Raw genomic sequence first — 16,810 nt, forward strand, 5'->3', positions numbered from 1 at the left:
GGTATCATGAGGCGAGCCATTGTGGATCGCCGAAATGCTGCCCGATCAATCCTATACCGCAGACCGCCGAAGTGCGGCGCGCGCGCCCGTTAATCTTCCGGCCGTCGTTTTTATCGGTGGCCATGCTATCAGCGGGCGCATCTTGGACCTGTCCCCCACGGGCGCCCGCCTGCGGGTTCCGGGGATATGGACCGATGCCCTAAGACCAGGGCCGGCCAGACTGTCAGTGTCGGGCCACCGGCCGTTCAACGTGTCGATCCGCTGGCATTGCTCCCACGAAGCGGGGCTTCAGTTCACGGGCAGGAGCATTCTGCCGTTTGAATGGCGAAAGTTGGCAACGGCAGACGAGGTCAGACCTCGTCTGCCAACCCAAACCCTTAACTCAGACGACTGACGACTACGGTCACCTCGGGTTTACGGCCGATCTCCTGGTTCGCAGTCTGACGGGCGACACGACGCAGAAGTTCGTCCAGCTTGTCGTCATCCATGATCGTTCGGTCATTGGCACGCTGAAGCGCCTGATCCAGATCGGCCTCCATGATCTCGCTCAGTGGGCTGCCTGAGTTTCCGACCTCCGGTAGGCCTTTCAGGTCGACCCAAGGCTCACCCAGCGGGGAATCGTCCTCGTCCAAGATCAGGGACACGATCACGTGGCCGTTCAGCGCCATCCGGATGCGGTCGCGCACAACGCCGTCCATCGCGCCGATCTGCACCGATCCATCGATATAGGTGCGCCCGGTCTCGACGAATTCGACGACCTCTGGCTTGTTTCCCGACAACGAGACGCAGGTCCCGTTCGGGGCCAGAAACCCGATACGGTTCATACTTTCGGCCAGTTTCGCATGTTCGCGCAGATGCCGATGCTCGCCATGCATGGGGATCACGACCTGCGGATTGACGAGCTGCTGCATCGCGATCAGATCGGGCCGGTTCGCATGGCCCGAGACGTGATAGCGCCCGCCATCGTCGTCCTGAACGTCCACGCCCTTTTCCGAGAATGCATTCATGATCTCGATCACGCCGCGTTCGTTTCCGGGGATCGTCTTGGATGAGAACAGGAAAGTATCCCCCTCGTCCATCGAAAGCCCAAGGTACTTGCCCCGTGCCAACTGCGCCGACGCCGCCCGCCGTTCGCCCTGCGAGCCGGTCACGATAAGCATCAGGTTTTCGCGCGGGATGTTCGATGCGTCTTCGGGACTGACCACGGAGGGAAAGTCGTGGAGGACCCCCGCTTCAGTCGAGGCCTCGATCATGCGGCGCATCGCGCGACCCAGAAGGCACACCGACCGTCCGGCATCCGCGCCGGCCTGCGCCAACGTGCGCACCCGCGCCACGTTAGAGGCGAAGGTCGTCGCCACGACCATGCCGGGCTGTTCCGACACGAAGCGCCGGATCTCGGGGCCGACGGTCGATTCCGACCGCCCCTCGTGATGATTGAAGACGTTGGTGGAATCGCAGATCAGCGCCTTCACGCCGTCTTTCGCCACCTCGGTCCAGAGGTCACGGTCGAACGCTTCGCCCACACCTGGCTGATAATCGATCTTGAAGTCGCCCGTGTGGATCACCCGCCCCTCTGGCGTGTCGATGACCATGGACGAGGATTCGGGGATCGAGTGCGACACCGGCAGGAATCCGACCGTGAAAGGCCCGATCTGGCGCGACTCCGGCCAGGGCTGCATGGTCTGCACCTTGTCGGGGTTGCGCCCCTGCTCCTCCATCTTGCGCCGGGCGTGGATCGAGGTGAACGCGCGCGCGTAGACCGGCGCATCCAGCTTGTCCCACAGGTGCCCTATGGCGCCAACGTGGTCTTCGTGCGCATGGGTAATGAAGATGGCGTCGACGCGGTCCTTCCGCGCGGCCAGCCACGAGATGTCGGGCATGATCAGATCGACGCCCGGGGTCGTGTCCATGTCGGGGAACGTCACCCCCAGGTCGACAACGATCAGGCGCTCGTGCCCCGGTTTGCCATAGCCATAGACGTAGCAGTTCATGCCGATTTCGCCTGCCCCCCCAAGGGGCAGGTAGATCAGTCGTTCGGATGCCATTATTCTTGCAAGTCCTTGTTGTATCGATGGATCACGGTCAGCCCGTGCATCGTCAGATTATCCTCGAACACGTCGAACAACGTGTCCCCTTGCTGGAAAAGAGGCGCCAGCCCGCCCGTTCCTATGACCTTCGTGGGGCGTCCGCGCTCTTCCTTGATGCGACGGACGATCTCACCGACGAGGCCGACATATCCCCAGAACACGCCCGACTGCATGCAATCCACGGTATTCTTGCCGATTACTTGGGGCGGCATCGTCACGTCCACAAGTGGCAATGCTGCCGCAGCCTCGTGCAGGGCCTGCAGAGACAGGTTCACCCCCGGGGCAATGACCCCGCCAACATAGGCCCCATCGGTATCGACCACGTCGAAGGTCGTTGCGGTGCCGTAGTCCACGACGATCAGATCGCCGCCGTGCAGATCATGTCCGGCCACCGTATTGACCAGCCGGTCGGGACCGACCTGCGTGCCCGGATCGACCCGTGCCTCGACCGGCAGCGCGCAGTCAGGTTTGCCGACGACCAGGGGGCGGCAGTCGAAATAGCGATTGCACAGGACGCGTAGGTTGAAGACCACGCGCGGCACCGTCGAGGATACGATGACCTCGTCGACAATCACGTCGGACAGGCCACGCAAGCTCATCAGTGTGGACAGCCAGACATAGTATTGATCGGCCGTCCGCTGCACCTCTGTCGCGGTTCGCCAGGTCGACAGAAACTCCGACCCGTTCCACAGTGCGAAGACCGTGTTCGTATTGCCCACGTCGATGGCAAGAAGCATGCGATGCCTCCTAGAAGTAAACGTCTGCGGCAGCGATCCGGCGCTCTCCGTGGGGGGTCGAGAGAACGAGATGCCCGGCTTCGTTCACCGTCTCGAACCGGCCTGTGATCTCGTCCGTCTGGGTGCGGGCCGTGATCACCTCACCAAGACGGGCGGCATGGCGCAGCCATTTTTCGCGTATGGGGGTAAAACCGAATTCCGTCAGTATGGCTTCTTCCGTCGCATAGAACCCGGCAAGCTCGGTCAGGAACGTCTCGACGTCGATGGCTTCGCCGACGGCCACGGGCGGGAACGCTGCATCGCGCACGCCGCCGGGTGTATGCGAAAGGTTCACCCCGATCCCGATGGCCAGCCATTCGATACGGTCGCCCAATGACGCACTTTCCAGAAGAATGCCCGCGACCTTGCCGTTGTCCAGAAGCACGTCGTTCGGCCATTTCAGGGAAAGGCGGGATCGCCGGACGTGTAGGGCCAAAGTCTCGAACACGGCATTGGCGGCCATGAAGGACCGAAGGGAGGCCCAGCCCGCCGTACCAGTGGGCTTCATGACTAGCGTGGCGGCGAAGTTCCCCTTCGGGCTGGCCCATTCTCGCCCCGACCGACCGCGCGCGGCGGTTTGGTGATGCGACAGGATCCAGGTCGGCTGCGTCAGGGTCGGGGCTAGGCGGATGGCCTCGGCATTCGTGCTTTCGACACTGTCACGGACAATCCGACCGTAAGCCTGGGGCCAACCGGCCTCAATCGACAAGGGTTTGCGCCGCGACCGCCGCCGCCCCGTCGACACCGAACAGATTGACCACGCCAACCACCATGATCAACGCCGAGACTACCAGAACCCCCCACAGGACCGGATGCGTGCCCCCATCCAGACCGTCTGTCTCTTCCCCAAAATACATCAGGTAGACGATCCTGAGGTAATAGTACGCCGCAATGGCCGACGCGATGACGCCCAGCACGGCAAGCCAGCCGAGCCCCGCATCCACCGCGGCGGTCAGCACGTAGTATTTCCCGAAGAACCCAACCAGAGGCGGAACCCCCGCCATGGAGAACATGAGAACCAGCATGGCCAGCGCCTTGGTGGGTTCGACCCGGCTGAAGTTGCTGAGCGCCGCGATCGACACGACCGGCTGGCCGTTCTTTTCCATCGACAGAATGAAGGCGAAGGTGCCGATGTTCATGGTGACGTAGATCGCCATATAGACCAGCATCGCCTCGACTCCGAAGGCCGTTCCGGCGGCCAGCCCCATCAGCGCGAAGCCCATGTGGTTGATCGAAGAGTAGGCCATCAGCCGCTTGATGTCGTTCTGACCGATTGCGGCCACTGCACCAAGGAACATGGATGCCAGCGACAGGGCGGCCACGATCTGCTGCCAGTCGCCCGTCACACCACCGAAAGCGTCATGAACCACACGGGCGAACAGGCCCATCGCTGCGACCTTGGGCGCAGTTGCGAAGAATGCGGTCACGGGCGTGGGCGCCCCTTCGTAGACGTCCGGCGTCCACATGTGAAACGGCGCGGCCGACACCTTGAACGCCAGCCCGGAGGAGATGAAGACCAGCCCGAACAGCAGACCCAGCGGCGTCTCGCCCTGTGCGGCCTGAATGATGCCGGTGAAGGACGTTGTGCCGGCAAAGCCGTAGGTCAGCGATGCGCCATAGAGCAACAGCCCCGACGAAAGCGCGCCCAGAACGAAATACTTCAGGCCAGCTTCGGTCGACTTGATCGAATCCCGCCGGAGCGACGCGACGACGTAAAGCGCCAGCGATTGCAGCTCGAGCCCCATGTAAAGCGTCATCAGGTTGCCGGACGAGACCATGACCATCATCCCGACCACTGCCAAGGCGACCAGAAGCGGGTATTCGAAGCGCAGGATGCCGCGCCGCTCCATGTAGCCTTGGCTCATCAGCAGGACGACGGCGGCCGAAATGAGGATCATGACCTTGGCGAACCGCGCGAAAGCGTCGTCGATGAACAGTCCGCCGAACGCCGTTTGATTGGCGGGGCCGGACACGCCAACCCAAAACGCCAACAGGACCAGCACGCCGCTGGTCACCCAGACCAGCATCGGCGCAAGGCGGTCCTTGCCGGTATAAACGCCAACGAGAAGCGCACCCATCGCGAACAGCGACAGCAGAATCTCGGGCAGGAGGACGGAGAAGTCGTGTGCGATCATCGCTTGACCCTCAATGTGCGGCTTCGGCGACGGCGTTGCCGGTCATCAGACCGGCCTCGTCCAAGGCCGTTTCATAAGTGTCGAGCAACCCCGCGACGGAGGGTCCGACGATATCGGTGACGAGGCTGGGATAGACGCCCAGCAGGATCGTCATGACGGCCAGCGGCGCAAACACCCACTTCTCGCGCGGTGTGAGATCCTTGATGCTGCGCAGGCTCTCCTTGATCAGATCGCCCATCACGACCCGGCGATAGAGCCACAGGCCATAGGCGGCCGACAGGATCACACCACTCGTGGCGACGAGGGCAACCCAGGTATTGGCCTGGAACATGCCCATCAGTGTCAGGAACTCGCCTACGAACCCACTGGTCCCCGGCAAGCCGACATTGGCCATCGTGAACAGCATGAAGATCAAGGCGTAGGCCGGCATGCGGTTCACAAGGCCGCCATAGCCGTCGATGTCGCGGGTGTGCATGCGGTCGTAGATCACGCCAACGCACAGGAAAAGCCCACCCGAGATGAAGCCGTGGCTGATCATCTGGAAGATCGCCCCGTCCAGTCCCTGCTGGTTCGCCGAAAAGATGCCAGCGGTAACGTAGCCCATATGCGCGACCGAGGAATAGGCGATCAGCTTCTTCATATCTTGCTGCGCAAGCGCCACCAGGCTGGTGTAGACGATCGCGATGGCCGAGAGCCAAAGCACCATCGGCGACAGCATTTCAGACGCGACGGGGAACATCGGCAGGCTGAAGCGGATGAACCCGTATCCGCCGAGTTTCAGAAGGATTGCGGCCAGAACCACCGAACCTGCGGTCGGCGCCTGAACGTGCGCGTCGGGCAACCAGGTGTGAACGGGCCACATCGGCATCTTCACCGCAAAGGACGCAAAGAACGCCAGCCACAGCAGGGTCTGCAACCCGCCGACGACCTGCACCCCGGCCAGACTGACCGTGCCATAGCTGAATTCATGGGCCAGAAGCGCCGGAATATCGGTCGTCCCGGCATCAACATACATGCCCAACATCGCAACCAGCATCAGAACGGATCCGAGGAAGGTATAGAGGAAGAACTTGAACGCGGCATAAATCCGGTTCGCCCCGCCCCAGATGCCGATGATCAGGAACATCGGGATCAAGCCACCCTCGAAGAACAGGTAGAACAAGATCAGGTCCAATGCCACGAACACGCCCAGCATCAGCGTTTCCAACACGAGGAACGCGATCATGTATTCCTTGACCCGGGTCTTCACCTCCCATGCCGACAAGATCACCAGCGGCATCAGGAACGTTGTCAGCATAACGAAAAGCACGCTGATCCCGTCCACACCGACCTTGTAGGTCAGGCCGCCGATCCACTCGTACTCTTCGACCATCTGAAAGCCCGCGCCCGGCTCGAACTGGGCGAGGATCAGAAGCGAAAGGACAAAGGATGCCGCCGTGGCCAGAAGGGCCAGCCACTTCGCGTTACGGTTCGCCGCGTCGTCGTCACCGCGCAGGAACAGCGCTAGGATGACGGCCGCCAGAAGCGGAATGAAGACGACGATGGAGATCAGGCTGTCCATGTTACTGCGCCCCTCCGAGCGTCATCCAGGTGAGCAAAACCGCAATCGCAAGCACCATCGCGAAGGCATAGTGGAAGATGTATCCCGACTGGGCTCGGCCCGCGAGGCGGGTCAGGAACGGGATCACGCCCATCGCCAGCCCGTTGATACCGCCGTCGATCACCGACCCGTCGCCGCGCTTCCACAGGAAGCCCCCCAGCCATTTCGTGGGGCGCACAAAGATCGCATCGTAGATCTCGTCGAAGTACCACTTGTTCAGGAGGAACGCGTAAAGCGGCTGCATCGCGTCGGCGAACTTGCCCGGAGTATCGGGGCGGCGAATGTACATCTGGAAGGCCGTCACGAAGCCCAGAAGCATCGCGACGAACGGGCTGACCTTGACCCAGACAGGGGCGTGGTGCGCCTCGTCCATAACGTGGTTGTCGGGCGACATGTAGATCGCCCCTTCTTCCCAACCGCCGGCCATCACGTCGCCATGGGTATCCTCGCCTGCGTCGATATCGGCGGTGGGCTCGGTTACGTCCGCCAGCGCGGCGGCGGGCTCGCCCTCGGCCAGCTCCTCGGCCGCTTCTACGACACCCTCGCCAGCATCGTCCTGACCGGCGACCGCTTCGGACCCGTGATCGTCGGCGGCGACCGCTTCTTCATGTGCGGGAATGCCGAAGAAGCGGTTCACCTGGGCGTGGTCCCCGAAGAACGAACCATACCAGAGCATGCCCGAGAACACCGCGCCCAACGCCAGCACGCCCAGCGGAACCAGCATGACGGTGGGGCTTTCATGCGCGTGCTCGTGCGTGTGACGATCGCCGCGCGCCTCTCCGTAGAAAGTCATAAACATCAGGCGCCAGGAATAGAAGCTGGTGAACGCCGCGGCGATCACTAGAAGCCAGAAGGCATAGAAGCCGGGCCCCGAGCCTGCGCCCCACGCGCTTTCGATCACGGCATCCTTCGACAGGAAGCCCGCGAAGCCGATATGGGTCAGCGGAATGCCCACGCCCGTGATAGCCAGCGTGCCGATCATCATGGCCCAGAACGTGTACGGCAGCTTGTCCTTCAGCCCGCCATAGTTCCGCATGTCCTGCTCGTGATGCATCCCGTGGATGACCGAGCCGGCGCCGAGGAACAGCATCGCCTTGAAGAAGGCATGCGTGAACAAGTGGAACATCGCGACGGAGTAGACGCCAACGCCAGCCGCCACGAACATGTAGCCCAACTGCGAGCAGGTCGAATAGGCGATGACGCGCTTGATGTCGGTCTGCACCAAGCCAACGGTCGCGGCAAAGAACGCGGTCGAGGCACCGATGATCGTCACGAACGCCGTTGCGGTGGGCGCGAATTCCATGATCGGCGACATCCGGCAGACCAGGAACACGCCCGCCGTGACCATGGTGGCCGCGTGGATCAGGGCCGAGACCGGCGTCGGGCCTTCCATGGCGTCCGGCAGCCAGGTGTGCAGGAACAGCTGGGCCGACTTGCCCATTGCACCGATGAACAGAAGGAATGCGACGATTTCGGCCGCGTTCCATTCCGTCCAGAGGAAGTGAATCTGCGTCTGGCCCAGCTCGGGGCCGGCCGCGAAGATGTCGTTGAACTGGATCGAATCGACCAGGAAGAACAGCGCGAAGATGCCCAGGGCGAACCCGAAGTCGCCGACCCGGTTGACCACGAAGGCTTTGATCGCCGCCGCATTGGCCGAGGGCTTGCGGAAGTAGAACCCGATCAGCAGATACGAGGCGAGGCCCACCCCTTCCCAGCCGAAGAACATCTGCACCAGGTTGTCGGCCGTCACCAGCATCAGCATCGCGAAGGTGAAGAACGACAGATAGGCGAAGAACCGGGGGCGATAGCTCTCGGTATCGCGGAAGTTCTCGTCATGGGCCATGTAGCCAAAGGAATAGAGATGGACGAGCGCCGAGACCGTGGTGATGACGATCAACATGATCGCGGTCAGGCGGTCCAGACGGATCGCCCAGTCGGTCGACAGGCTGCCCGACTCGATCCAGCGCAGGATCTGGATACGATGCAGTTCGCCGTCGTGACCGAAGAACACGATCCACGACAGCAGCGCGGCCAGGATCAGAAGCGAGGTGGCCGTCCACTGCGCCGGCTTCTCACCGATGAAGCGATGGCCGAACCCGCAGATCAACGCACCGATCAGGGGCGCGAACAGGATGATCGTTGCCATGTTCTCAGCCCTTCATCACATTGATGTCTTCGACCGCGATCGTGCCGCGGTTGCGGAAGAAGCAGACCAGGATCGCCAGACCGATCGCGGCCTCGGCCGCGGCGACGGTCAGGACGAACAGGGTAAAGACCTGCCCGACGAGATCGCCCAGATGGGTCGAGAACGCGACGAGGTTGATGTTCACCGCAAGCAGCATCAGCTCGATCGACATCAGGATGATGATGACGTTCTTCCGGTTCAGGAAGAGGCCGAAAATCCCGATCACGAACAAGGCGGCGGCCACGGTCAGGTAATGCTCTAGTCCGATCATCGTCTGTCCCTTTGGTCGTTGCGCGCGTCCTAGACCGATCACGCGCGGGCGTCCATGCCCTCAGAGGCCCTGCCCGGGCTTCACGTCCTTCATCTCCATCGACTTGGCCGGATCACGCATGATCTGGTCGACGATGTTCTGGCGCTTGACGTCGGGGCGGTGGCGCAGCGTCAACACGATGGCCCCGATCATGGCGACCAGAAGGATCAGGCCGGCCAATTGGAAAAGCAGGAGGTAGTCGTCGTAAATCAGCTGCCCGATGGCCTGCGTGTTCGAGGCGCCCCCGAACGCCGCCTGCGATGCCGCGACATTCGCCTCGGCCATGTCCGACTGCTGCCAGACGCCGAACGCGATCCCCAGCTGCATCAGGATGACGACCCCGATCAGAAGCGCGATCGGCATGTATTTCGCCATCTCGGCCTTCAGCGAGGCGAAATCGACGTCCAGCATCATGACGACGAACAGGAAAAGAACCGCGACTGCGCCGACGTAGACGATCACCAGAAGCATCGCGACGAATTCCGCGCCCAACAGGACGAACAATCCGGCCGACGACAGGAAAGCCAGGATCAGCCACAGAACCGAGTGCACGGGATTGCGCGCGACCACGGTGAAAAGGCCGGCTGCGATCACTAGGATCGCGAAAAGATAGAAGGCAAAGTCAGGGGGGGTCATGGCAATCGGTCCCTCGGGTGGTCCGGAATCAGCGGTAAGGCGCGTCGATCTCTAGGTTGCGGGCGATCTCCGCCTCCCAGCGTTCGCCGTTCTCCAGAAGCTTGGCCTTGTCATAGAACAGCTCTTCGCGAGTCTCGGTCGCGAACTCGAAATTCGGCCCCTCGACGATGGCATCCACCGGGCAGGCTTCCTGGCAGAAACCGCAATAGATGCACTTGGTCATGTCGATGTCATAGCGCGTGGTCCGGCGGCTGCCGTCCTCGCGCGGTTCGGCGTCGATGGTGATGGCCTGCGCGGGGCAGATCGCTTCGCACAGCTTGCAGGCGATGCAGCGCTCTTCGCCGTTGGGGTAACGGCGAAGAGCATGTTCACCGCGGAACCGCGGGCTTAGCGGGCCCTTCTCGTGCGGATAGTTCACCGTCGCCTTGGGGGCGAAGAAGTATTTCAGCCCCAAACGCAGCCCCTTCCAGAAGTCAAAGAGCAGCCAGTAGCGACCGGCACGTGCATAGTCGAAAGTAGCCATTGTCAGCCTCCTACCGCCCAGCGGGCATAGAAGCCGCCGAACAGTTCGAAATGAGCGAGGAACGAGACGAACACGACCCAGATCAGCGAGAACGGAAGGAACACCTTCCAGCCCAGCCGCATCAGCTGGTCGTAGCGATAGCGCGGCACCACGGCCTTCACCATCGCGAAGAGGAAGAAGAAGAACGCCATCTTCAGCAGCATCCAGAACGCGCCATCAGGCAGGCCCGGAATGGGAGACAGCCAGCCGCCGAAGAACAGGATGGCGATGACCGCGCTGAGCAGCCACATCGCGATATACTCACCCGCCATGAACAGCAGGAACGGCGTCGAGGAGTATTCGACCTGATAGCCGGCGACCAGCTCCGACTCGGCCTCGGGCAGGTCGAAGGGCGGGCGGTTCGTCTCGGCCAGGCACGAGATGAAGAACAGGAAAACCATCGGGAAATGCGGCAGCCAATACCAGTTCAGCAAGCCGAAATCACCGTCCTGCGCGCGAACGATGTCCGACAGGTTCAGCGAGCCGGTCGAGATGATGATGCCGATGATGATCAGGCCCAGCGACACCTCGTAGCTGATCATCTGCGCGGCCGACCGCAGCGACCCCAGGAACGGGTATTTCGAGTTCGACGCCCAACCGCCCATGATCACGCCATACACCTCAAGCGAGGAGACCGCGAAGATGAACAGGATCGCCACATTGATATCGGCCAGTACCCAGCCATCGGCGAAGGGGATGACGGCCCAGGCCACCATCGCCAGAACGAAAGAGATCAGCGGCGCCATCAGGAACACCGTCCGGTCCGATCCGGCCGGGATGATGACTTCCTTCAGGACATATTTCAGCGCGTCCGCGACGGTCTGCAACAAGCCGAAAATGCCGACCACGTTCGGCCCACGGCGCATCTGGACGGCGGCCCAGACCTTCCGGTCCGCGTAGACGAGGAACAGAAGCGACACCATCACGAAGGTCACGATCATGCCCGCCTGGGCTGCGACCAGAAGCGTGACCCCGGCGGGTGTGGAGAAGAAGCCTTCCATGGGCATGTCCTCAGATCAGATTGTGGGGATGCCGTCTTCGCGACACCGCGCCACTTCGATTTCGGCGTCCAGCGTCCGCGCCCCATCGGGCAGCGCGGGCGAGACGGTGTAAACCGCATCTGCGCGCCAAACGCCACCCTCTTCGGACACGATTGTCCGGATGTGCCGCGCGAAGCCGTAACCCCGGATCAGTGCGTATTGGGCCGCAACGCAGCGGGCATAGGCCGCGGCATCCCGCGTGTCGCGGGCGCCGCGCATTTCGACCAGAAAATTGACCAGATCGCTGTCAAGCAGCCGGGTCTGGCTTCCAAGATAGGCCGCATCCGGGGGAGGCGTCACGGGGCGTTCGGGCAGGTCCTCGGCCGGCGGCGCAGTGACGCAGGCGGCCAAGGCTAGGGGAAGGGCCAGTTTCAGACGCACCCTATTCCGCCGCGAGGGGGGCCTGCTTGCGGGTCTTGGCGTTCCGGCTGAGCTCGGCCATCAGGGCGCTGGCCCGCAGGATCGGGTTCGCTAGGTAATGATCCGCGACCGTCTTGCCGAACGCGCCGGAGCCGATCTCCCCCGCCTCGATCTCGACCATGTCGTTGGCCGGGACGTCGTCGAACAGCTTGAGGTGCGGGACCTCTTTCCATATCCGGGCCCGCAACTCGCGGATCGAATCGTAGGGCAGGACAGCGCCAAGTTCGGCCGATAGAGCGCGCAGGATCGCCCAGTTCTCTTTGGCCTCGCCCGGTGGAAAGTTGGCACGCAGGGCCAGTTGCGGCCGCCCTTCGGTATTGACGAAAATCGCCGCTTCCTCGGTATAGCAGGCGGCTGGCAGGATGATGTCGGCCCGATGCGCGCCGCGGTCGCCGTGGCTGCCCTGATAAATCACCGTGGGACCGGCGGGGATGTCGATCTCGTCCGCGCCGAGGGCGTAGATCACGTCTGCCCCGTCCAGCGCCTTGTCGATGCCACCGTCGGTGACCGCACCGACATCCATGGCACCGACCCGAGAGGCCGCCGTGTGCAGAACCAGCAGCCCGCCACCCAGCGCGGCCGCAGCTTTCAGAATGGCTGCACCGTCCTCACGACGCAGGGCCGCCTGACCGACGATAACGACGGTTTCGCCATCGATTTCGGGAAGGTCCAGGCCGGACACATCCTCGGCCCCGTGGCCCAGATGCGCGTAATCATAGGTCAGATCGACCTCTTCCCCGATCAGCGCCACGTCCGCGCCATGGATCCAGGCCTTGCGGATGCGCGAGTTCAGCACGGGCGCTTCGACACGGGGATTGGCCCCGATGATCAGAACGCGAGCTGCGTCCTCGATCGCCTCAATCGACGTGGTGCCGGCATAGGCGCCGCGATTCCCGGGGATCAACGCCTCGCCGCGCAGGCGCGACTCGACCCGGCCGCCCTGCCCTTCCACTAATTCCTTCATCGCATAAACAGCTTCGACCGGGGCCAAATCTCCGACCAGACCCGCGACGGACTTGCCCTTCATAGCCTTGGCGGCGGCGGCCAACGCTTCGGGCCAGCTCGCCGGGCGCAGTTTTCCGTCAACCCGAAGATAGGGTCGATCCAGACGCTGCCGCTTCAAGCCGTCCCAGACATAGCGGGACCGGTCGGCCAGCCATTCCTCGTTCACGCCGTCGTTGTTGCGGGGCAGGATGCGCATGACCTCGCGCCCCTTCGTGTCCACCCGGATATTCGAGCCGAGCGCGTCCATTACGTCGATCGTCTCGGTCTTCGTCAGCTCCCACGGGCGGGCCGAAAAAGCGTAGGGCTTCGAGGTCAGCGCGCCCACGGGGCACAGGTCCACGATGTTGCCCTGCATCTCGGAATCGAGCGTCTGGCCCAGATAGCTGGTGATCTCGGCATCCTCGCCGCGACCGGTCTGGCCCAGTTCGGGCATGCCCGCGACTTCGGTGATGAAGCGCACGCAGCGCGTGCAGGAAATACACCGCGTCATGTGGGTGCCGACCAGCGGCCCCAGATCCATGTTCGTCACTGCACGCTTCGGCTCGCGGTAGCGGCTGAAATCGACGCCATAGGCCATCGCCTGGTCCTGAAGGTCGCATTCGCCACCCTGGTCGCATATGGGGCAGTCCAGCGGGTGGTTGATCAGCAGGAACTCCATCACGCCTTCGCGGGCCTTCTTGACCATCGGGCTGTTGGTCTTGACCTCGGGCGGGGCACCGTCCTTGCCCGGGCGCAAGTCGCGCACCTGCATAGCGCACGAAGCTGCGGGCTTGGGCGGTCCACCGACGACCTCGACCAGGCACATCCGGCAGTTGCCCGCGATCGACAGACGCTCGTGATAGCAAAAACGCGGGATCTCGATCTCGGCGGCCTGTTCGCAGGCCTGAAGAAGGGTCATGGCGGGATCGACCTCGACCTCGCGCCCGTCGATGATGATCTTGCGAAGATCGCTCATGCCCATGTCTCCTGGCTGTCCTTGGTGGGCCCTAAGCCCACCGGTTGCGCGGTCACTTAATACGTCTTGTCCCTGCCGAAAACCGCAACTTGCGCGGTTTCACGATTTGTCGCGCAGGCCTTACTCGCACGTGCCGCCAAATTTCCAACTTTCCAGATCCTCGGGGGCGTAGCGCTGACGCATGTCGATCCGTGCGACGATCTGTTCGCCGGGCTCGCGTCCGCAATGGCCGGCCGCCACGGAGGCGGCGTCCTGGATCGCCTCCTCGTAGGGGACGATATTCGGCGTGATCAGGATCGAGAAGCGGTTCTCCTTGGTCCAGAAGTATTTCACGGGCTCTTCTATGACCAGTCTTGCGGTCGAAGGCACCGTGCGGGGAAGGTATCCCGGGTTATGCCCGTCCGCGACCGGCACGGGGCACAGTTCGAACTCGTTTTCAGGATAGCAGGGCGCGTAGACGAACGCATAGCCATCGGGATAGACGTGATCCGCAAACGAATGGGCCGGCATCAGTGCCAGCAAGAGAGCCAAGGCGCGCATCATTCCCCTTTCAGAAGCTTACCGGCATTGGTACCGCGGGCGATTTCCTCTCGTCCCACATTGCAATATCCGGAGGTGTTGCCGGGGGTTGCGCCCCGCGCGGCAAGATCGGCGGCGATTTCGGCCTCCAACGCATCACGAGCCGCGTCGTTGTCCCGCAGGGCATCGATATCCTCGCGGCTGTACCCGGCCTGCAGCGCGTAATCTTCCAGTGCCTTCAGAAAGGTGTAGGCCCGGACGAGACGCGGTGAAATGCTGGGGCAATTCTTGCGTATCTCATCTGCGAGTCCGATCGCGTAGAACCCCTGCCGGACTTCGGGGTCATCCTGCAGCGATTGGGCCGAAAGGGTCACCGGCATCAGCAGCGCCGCCCCCAAGATGGCATGCACCAAAATTCTCATTGTCAGTCTCCGACTATGCATCCGAACGTCCGCACACCTGAGACAGCACGATAGTATGAACCGGAGGGAAACGGAAACGCCCACCGGTCACGATCAAAGGAAGTTCCTATCGTCATCGGCCCAGACAGCGACCCGAATAGACCGTCCGCCCATTCTGCGCCCGTGTTCCGATCCAGGCCTCGGGCGCACCGGGCTGGGCCCCCCATACGATTGCCGACGATCCGAAGGTGGTCAGGCAATGGCGCGTCCCGTAGAATCGGACCGTCTCTCGTACGGCCTCCAGGCCCGCGCCACGCGACTCGACGGCAACGCGAAACTCGGTTTCATCACCGTCCGCCGACAGGTTGGCGTCGTAAGGCAGCGGGTCAGAGGGCCGGACATTCGTCAGGAAGCCCAAGCCAGGGGTCGGAATACGGCCACACGCCATAACGGTCATGGCGACAAGCAGCAGGCAGATCAATCGTTTCACGAAACCCTCTTCGTCGGGAGGCGGTCCATACTCTCGTGTTCGTTACACAGGACCGCAAGCCACCGCAATTCCGGATGGGTCGAAAGAAAAAAGGCGTGCGATTTCCATCCCGCACGCCCTTGCTTCAGCCAAAGCCTCACAACCTACTCTGCCGCGATCGGTCGCTTGTGCTTGATGCGATCCTCGATCTCGTCGCGAAAATGCCGGATCAATCCCTGGATCGGCCAGGCTGCGGCGTCGCCGAGGGCGCAGATCGTGTGGCCCTCGACCTGCTTGGTGACGTCCAGAAGCATGTCGATTTCCTCGACCTCGGCCTCGCCGCGGACCAAACGTTCCATCACGCGCATCATCCAGCCGGTGCCTTCGCGACACGGCGTGCACTGTCCGCAGCTCTCGTGCTTGTAAAACGCGGCCAGCCGCCAGATCGCCTTGATGATGTCGGTGGACTGATCCATCACGATGACCGCCGCGGTGCCCAAGCCCGACTTCTGCTCGCGCAGCCAGTCGAAATCCATGATCCCCTCTTTGATCGTCGACGCCGGAAGGCACGGCACCGACGAGCCGCCCGGGATCACCGCCTTGAGGTTGTCCCAGCCGCCACGGATGCCGCCGCAATGCTTGTCGATCAACTCTTCGAACGAGATCGACATCGCTTCTTCAACGACACAGGGGTTGTTCACGTGTCCGGAAATCGCGAAGACCTTGGTGCCCGCGTTGTTTTCGCGCCCGAACGAGCTGAACCAGGACGCGCCGCGTCGCAGAATCGTCGGGACCACGGCGATCGATTCGACGTTGTTGACCGTGGTGGGGCACCCGTACAGGCCGGCGCCGGCGGGGAATGGCGGCTTCAGGCGCGGCATGCCCTTCTTGCCCTCAAGGCTTTCGATCAGCGCCGTTTCCTCGCCACAGATGTAGGCCCCTGCCCCATGCGCAAGGTATAGGTCGAAATCCCAGCCCGACCCGGCGGCGTTCTTGCCCAGAAGCCCGTCGTCATAGGCTTCGTCGATGGCACGCTGCAAAGCCTCGCGCTCGCGGATATATTCGCCGCGGATGTAGATATAGCAGGCATGGGCGTTCATCGCGAAGGACGCGATAAGGCAGCCTTCGATCAGCGTGTGGGGATCGTGGCGCATGATCTCCCGGTCCTTGCAGGTCCCGGGCTCCGACTCGTCGGCGTTCACGACAAGGTAGGCGGGGCGCCCATCCGATTCCTTGGGCATGAACGACCATTTCAGGCCGGTCGGAAAGCCGGCACCGCCGCGGCCGCGCAGCCCGGAATCCTTCATCTCCTGGACGATCCAGTCGCGCCCCTTCTTGATGATGTCGCCCGTGCCGTCCCAATGCCCGCGCGATTTCGCGCCCGACAGGGTCCGGTCGCCCATGCCGTAGAGATTGGTGAAGATGCGATCCTTGTCGTCGAGCATGTCGCTAACCTCTCGATGAAGCCTCGCCCGTGGCGGAGCCATCCCTATTTGCGTTCGTCGCGCCGCTTTTGCCAGATGCGAAAGGTCGCGGCCAGTGCCCAGACGAAAACCACCAAGGCCAGCGCGTCGAAAATGAAGACGAACCGATCGGGAAGCCCGAAGGTCGCGCCGAAAAGTTGCCCACCCATCCATAGGATCATCGTCATCGCCATGATGACGCCGATATTGCGCGCGCGTTTCGCGGTGTTCAAATCGTCCGACATGG

General features: G+C 62.6%; 18 protein-coding genes. 1 reads left to right on the forward strand and 17 read right to left on the reverse strand.

The window, feature by feature from the left end; all coding sequences use genetic code 11:
* The first annotated feature begins 34 nt into the window (after positions 1–34).
* Complete coding sequence (locus PAA8504_RS22750; protein WP_108892714.1) at positions 35–394, forward strand: PilZ domain-containing protein; 360 nt, start codon at positions 35–37, stop codon at positions 392–394.
* Here the strand turns inward: PAA8504_RS22750 and PAA8504_RS03380 are convergent.
* The 17 genes from PAA8504_RS03380 to PAA8504_RS03460 all read right to left on the reverse strand — a co-directional run bounded on the left by PAA8504_RS03380 (position 378) and on the right by PAA8504_RS03460 (position 16,808).
* Positions 378–2,045 carry a ribonuclease J gene (locus PAA8504_RS03380; RefSeq protein WP_108892715.1) on the reverse strand — a complete coding sequence of 556 codons (1,668 nt, stop codon included), beginning with the start codon at positions 2,043–2,045 and terminating at the stop codon, positions 378–380. The two genes, PAA8504_RS22750 and PAA8504_RS03380, sit on opposite strands and share 17 nt — an antisense overlap.
* On the reverse strand, positions 2,045–2,824 hold the full coding sequence (locus PAA8504_RS03385) for a type III pantothenate kinase (RefSeq protein ID WP_108892716.1): 780 nt from the start codon (positions 2,822–2,824) through the stop codon (positions 2,045–2,047). Before PAA8504_RS03385 ends, PAA8504_RS03380 begins: the two co-directional genes overlap by 1 nt.
* A gap of 10 nt (positions 2,825–2,834) precedes the next feature.
* Positions 2,835–3,572, reverse strand: coding sequence for a biotin--[acetyl-CoA-carboxylase] ligase (locus PAA8504_RS03390; RefSeq protein ID WP_108892717.1), 738 nt, complete (start codon positions 3,570–3,572; stop codon positions 2,835–2,837).
* Positions 3,562–4,998 (reverse strand): NADH-quinone oxidoreductase subunit NuoN, encoded by a 1,437-nt coding sequence (gene nuoN / locus PAA8504_RS03395; RefSeq protein ID WP_108892718.1) that lies wholly within the window; start codon positions 4,996–4,998, stop codon positions 3,562–3,564. Before nuoN ends, PAA8504_RS03390 begins: the two co-directional genes overlap by 11 nt.
* A 10-nt stretch (positions 4,999–5,008) precedes the next feature.
* Entirely contained in the window at positions 5,009–6,559 is a 1,551-nt protein-coding gene (locus PAA8504_RS03400; RefSeq protein WP_108892719.1) for an NADH-quinone oxidoreductase subunit M, read from the reverse strand.
* A 1-nt stretch (position 6,560) separates the two neighbouring features.
* Positions 6,561–8,744 (reverse strand): NADH-quinone oxidoreductase subunit L, encoded by a 2,184-nt coding sequence (gene nuoL / locus PAA8504_RS03405; protein WP_108892720.1) that lies wholly within the window; start codon positions 8,742–8,744, stop codon positions 6,561–6,563.
* 4 nt (positions 8,745–8,748) lie between these two features.
* Positions 8,749–9,054, reverse strand: a complete 306-nt coding sequence (nuoK, locus tag PAA8504_RS03410) for an NADH-quinone oxidoreductase subunit NuoK (protein ID WP_108892721.1) — start codon at positions 9,052–9,054, stop codon at positions 8,749–8,751.
* 60 nt (positions 9,055–9,114) lie between these two features.
* Positions 9,115–9,729 carry an NADH-quinone oxidoreductase subunit J gene (locus tag PAA8504_RS03415; protein ID WP_108892722.1) on the reverse strand — a complete coding sequence of 205 codons (615 nt, stop codon included), beginning with the start codon at positions 9,727–9,729 and terminating at the stop codon, positions 9,115–9,117.
* Positions 9,730–9,757: 28 nt separating this feature from the next.
* On the reverse strand, positions 9,758–10,252 hold the full coding sequence (nuoI, locus tag PAA8504_RS03420; RefSeq protein ID WP_108892723.1) for an NADH-quinone oxidoreductase subunit NuoI: 495 nt from the start codon (positions 10,250–10,252) through the stop codon (positions 9,758–9,760).
* A 2-nt stretch (positions 10,253–10,254) separates the two neighbouring features.
* A complete protein-coding gene (nuoH, locus tag PAA8504_RS03425; RefSeq protein ID WP_108892724.1) occupies positions 10,255–11,292 on the reverse strand; it encodes an NADH-quinone oxidoreductase subunit NuoH in 1,038 nt (345 codons plus the stop codon).
* Between the two features lie 15 nt (positions 11,293–11,307).
* Entirely contained in the window at positions 11,308–11,712 is a 405-nt protein-coding gene (locus tag PAA8504_RS03430; RefSeq protein ID WP_108892725.1) for a YNQ4 family lipoprotein, read from the reverse strand.
* A gap of 1 nt (position 11,713) precedes the next feature.
* Positions 11,714–13,711: an NADH-quinone oxidoreductase subunit NuoG gene (nuoG, locus tag PAA8504_RS03435; protein WP_108892825.1), complete on the reverse strand. Its 1,998-nt coding sequence runs from the start codon at positions 13,709–13,711 to the stop codon at positions 11,714–11,716.
* A 120-nt stretch (positions 13,712–13,831) separates the two neighbouring features.
* Positions 13,832–14,254: a hypothetical protein gene (locus PAA8504_RS03440; RefSeq protein ID WP_146190444.1), complete on the reverse strand. Its 423-nt coding sequence runs from the start codon at positions 14,252–14,254 to the stop codon at positions 13,832–13,834.
* Positions 14,251–14,652 (reverse strand): DUF5333 domain-containing protein, encoded by a 402-nt coding sequence (locus PAA8504_RS03445; RefSeq protein WP_146190445.1) that lies wholly within the window; start codon positions 14,650–14,652, stop codon positions 14,251–14,253. The genes PAA8504_RS03440 and PAA8504_RS03445 overlap by 4 nt, the downstream gene beginning before the upstream one ends.
* A 112-nt stretch (positions 14,653–14,764) precedes the next feature.
* Positions 14,765–15,121: a hypothetical protein gene (locus tag PAA8504_RS03450; RefSeq protein ID WP_108892728.1), complete on the reverse strand. Its 357-nt coding sequence runs from the start codon at positions 15,119–15,121 to the stop codon at positions 14,765–14,767.
* A 143-nt stretch (positions 15,122–15,264) separates the two neighbouring features.
* On the reverse strand, positions 15,265–16,545 hold the full coding sequence (gene nuoF / locus PAA8504_RS03455) for an NADH-quinone oxidoreductase subunit NuoF (protein ID WP_108892729.1): 1,281 nt from the start codon (positions 16,543–16,545) through the stop codon (positions 15,265–15,267).
* Positions 16,546–16,589: 44 nt separating this feature from the next.
* Entirely contained in the window at positions 16,590–16,808 is a 219-nt protein-coding gene (locus PAA8504_RS03460; protein ID WP_108892730.1) for a DUF5337 domain-containing protein, read from the reverse strand.
* Positions 16,809–16,810: the final 2 nt, after the last annotated feature.

The sequence above is a fragment of the Palleronia abyssalis genome, from assembly GCF_900302445.1.
Lineage (GTDB): Bacteria > Pseudomonadota > Alphaproteobacteria > Rhodobacterales > Rhodobacteraceae > Palleronia > Palleronia abyssalis.

What these genes read in the sequence shown, in the direction of transcription:
- PAA8504_RS03385 (WP_108892716.1), bottom strand. Translation starts at nt 2,824, where the DNA reads ATGCTTCTTGCCATCGACGTGGGCAATACGAACACGGTCTTCGCACTG.
- nuoN (WP_108892718.1), bottom strand. Translation starts at nt 4,998, where the DNA reads ATGATCGCACACGACTTCTCCGTCCTCCTGCCCGAGATTCTGCTGTCG.
- nuoH (WP_108892724.1), bottom strand. Translation starts at nt 11,292, where the DNA reads ATGGAAGGCTTCTTCTCCACACCCGCCGGGGTCACGCTTCTGGTCGCA.
- nuoF (WP_108892729.1), bottom strand. Translation starts at nt 16,545, where the DNA reads ATGCTCGACGACAAGGATCGCATCTTCACCAATCTCTACGGCATGGGC.
- PAA8504_RS22750 (WP_108892714.1), top strand. Translation starts at nt 35, where the DNA reads ATGCTGCCCGATCAATCCTATACCGCAGACCGCCGAAGTGCGGCGCGC.
- PAA8504_RS03415 (WP_108892722.1), bottom strand. Translation starts at nt 9,729, where the DNA reads ATGACCCCCCCTGACTTTGCCTTCTATCTTTTCGCGATCCTAGTGATC.
- nuoI (WP_108892723.1), bottom strand. Translation starts at nt 10,252, where the DNA reads ATGGCTACTTTCGACTATGCACGTGCCGGTCGCTACTGGCTGCTCTTT.
- PAA8504_RS03460 (WP_108892730.1), bottom strand. Translation starts at nt 16,808, where the DNA reads ATGTCGGACGATTTGAACACCGCGAAACGCGCGCGCAATATCGGCGTC.
- nuoG (WP_108892825.1), bottom strand. Translation starts at nt 13,711, where the DNA reads ATGAGCGATCTTCGCAAGATCATCATCGACGGGCGCGAGGTCGAGGTC.
- PAA8504_RS03445 (WP_146190445.1), bottom strand. Translation starts at nt 14,652, where the DNA reads ATGAGAATTTTGGTGCATGCCATCTTGGGGGCGGCGCTGCTGATGCCG.
- PAA8504_RS03400 (WP_108892719.1), bottom strand. Translation starts at nt 6,559, where the DNA reads ATGGACAGCCTGATCTCCATCGTCGTCTTCATTCCGCTTCTGGCGGCC.
- nuoL (WP_108892720.1), bottom strand. Translation starts at nt 8,744, where the DNA reads ATGGCAACGATCATCCTGTTCGCGCCCCTGATCGGTGCGTTGATCTGC.
- PAA8504_RS03380 (WP_108892715.1), bottom strand. Translation starts at nt 2,045, where the DNA reads ATGGCATCCGAACGACTGATCTACCTGCCCCTTGGGGGGGCAGGCGAA.
- PAA8504_RS03440 (WP_146190444.1), bottom strand. Translation starts at nt 14,254, where the DNA reads ATGATGCGCGCCTTGGCTCTCTTGCTGGCACTGATGCCGGCCCATTCG.
- nuoK (WP_108892721.1), bottom strand. Translation starts at nt 9,054, where the DNA reads ATGATCGGACTAGAGCATTACCTGACCGTGGCCGCCGCCTTGTTCGTG.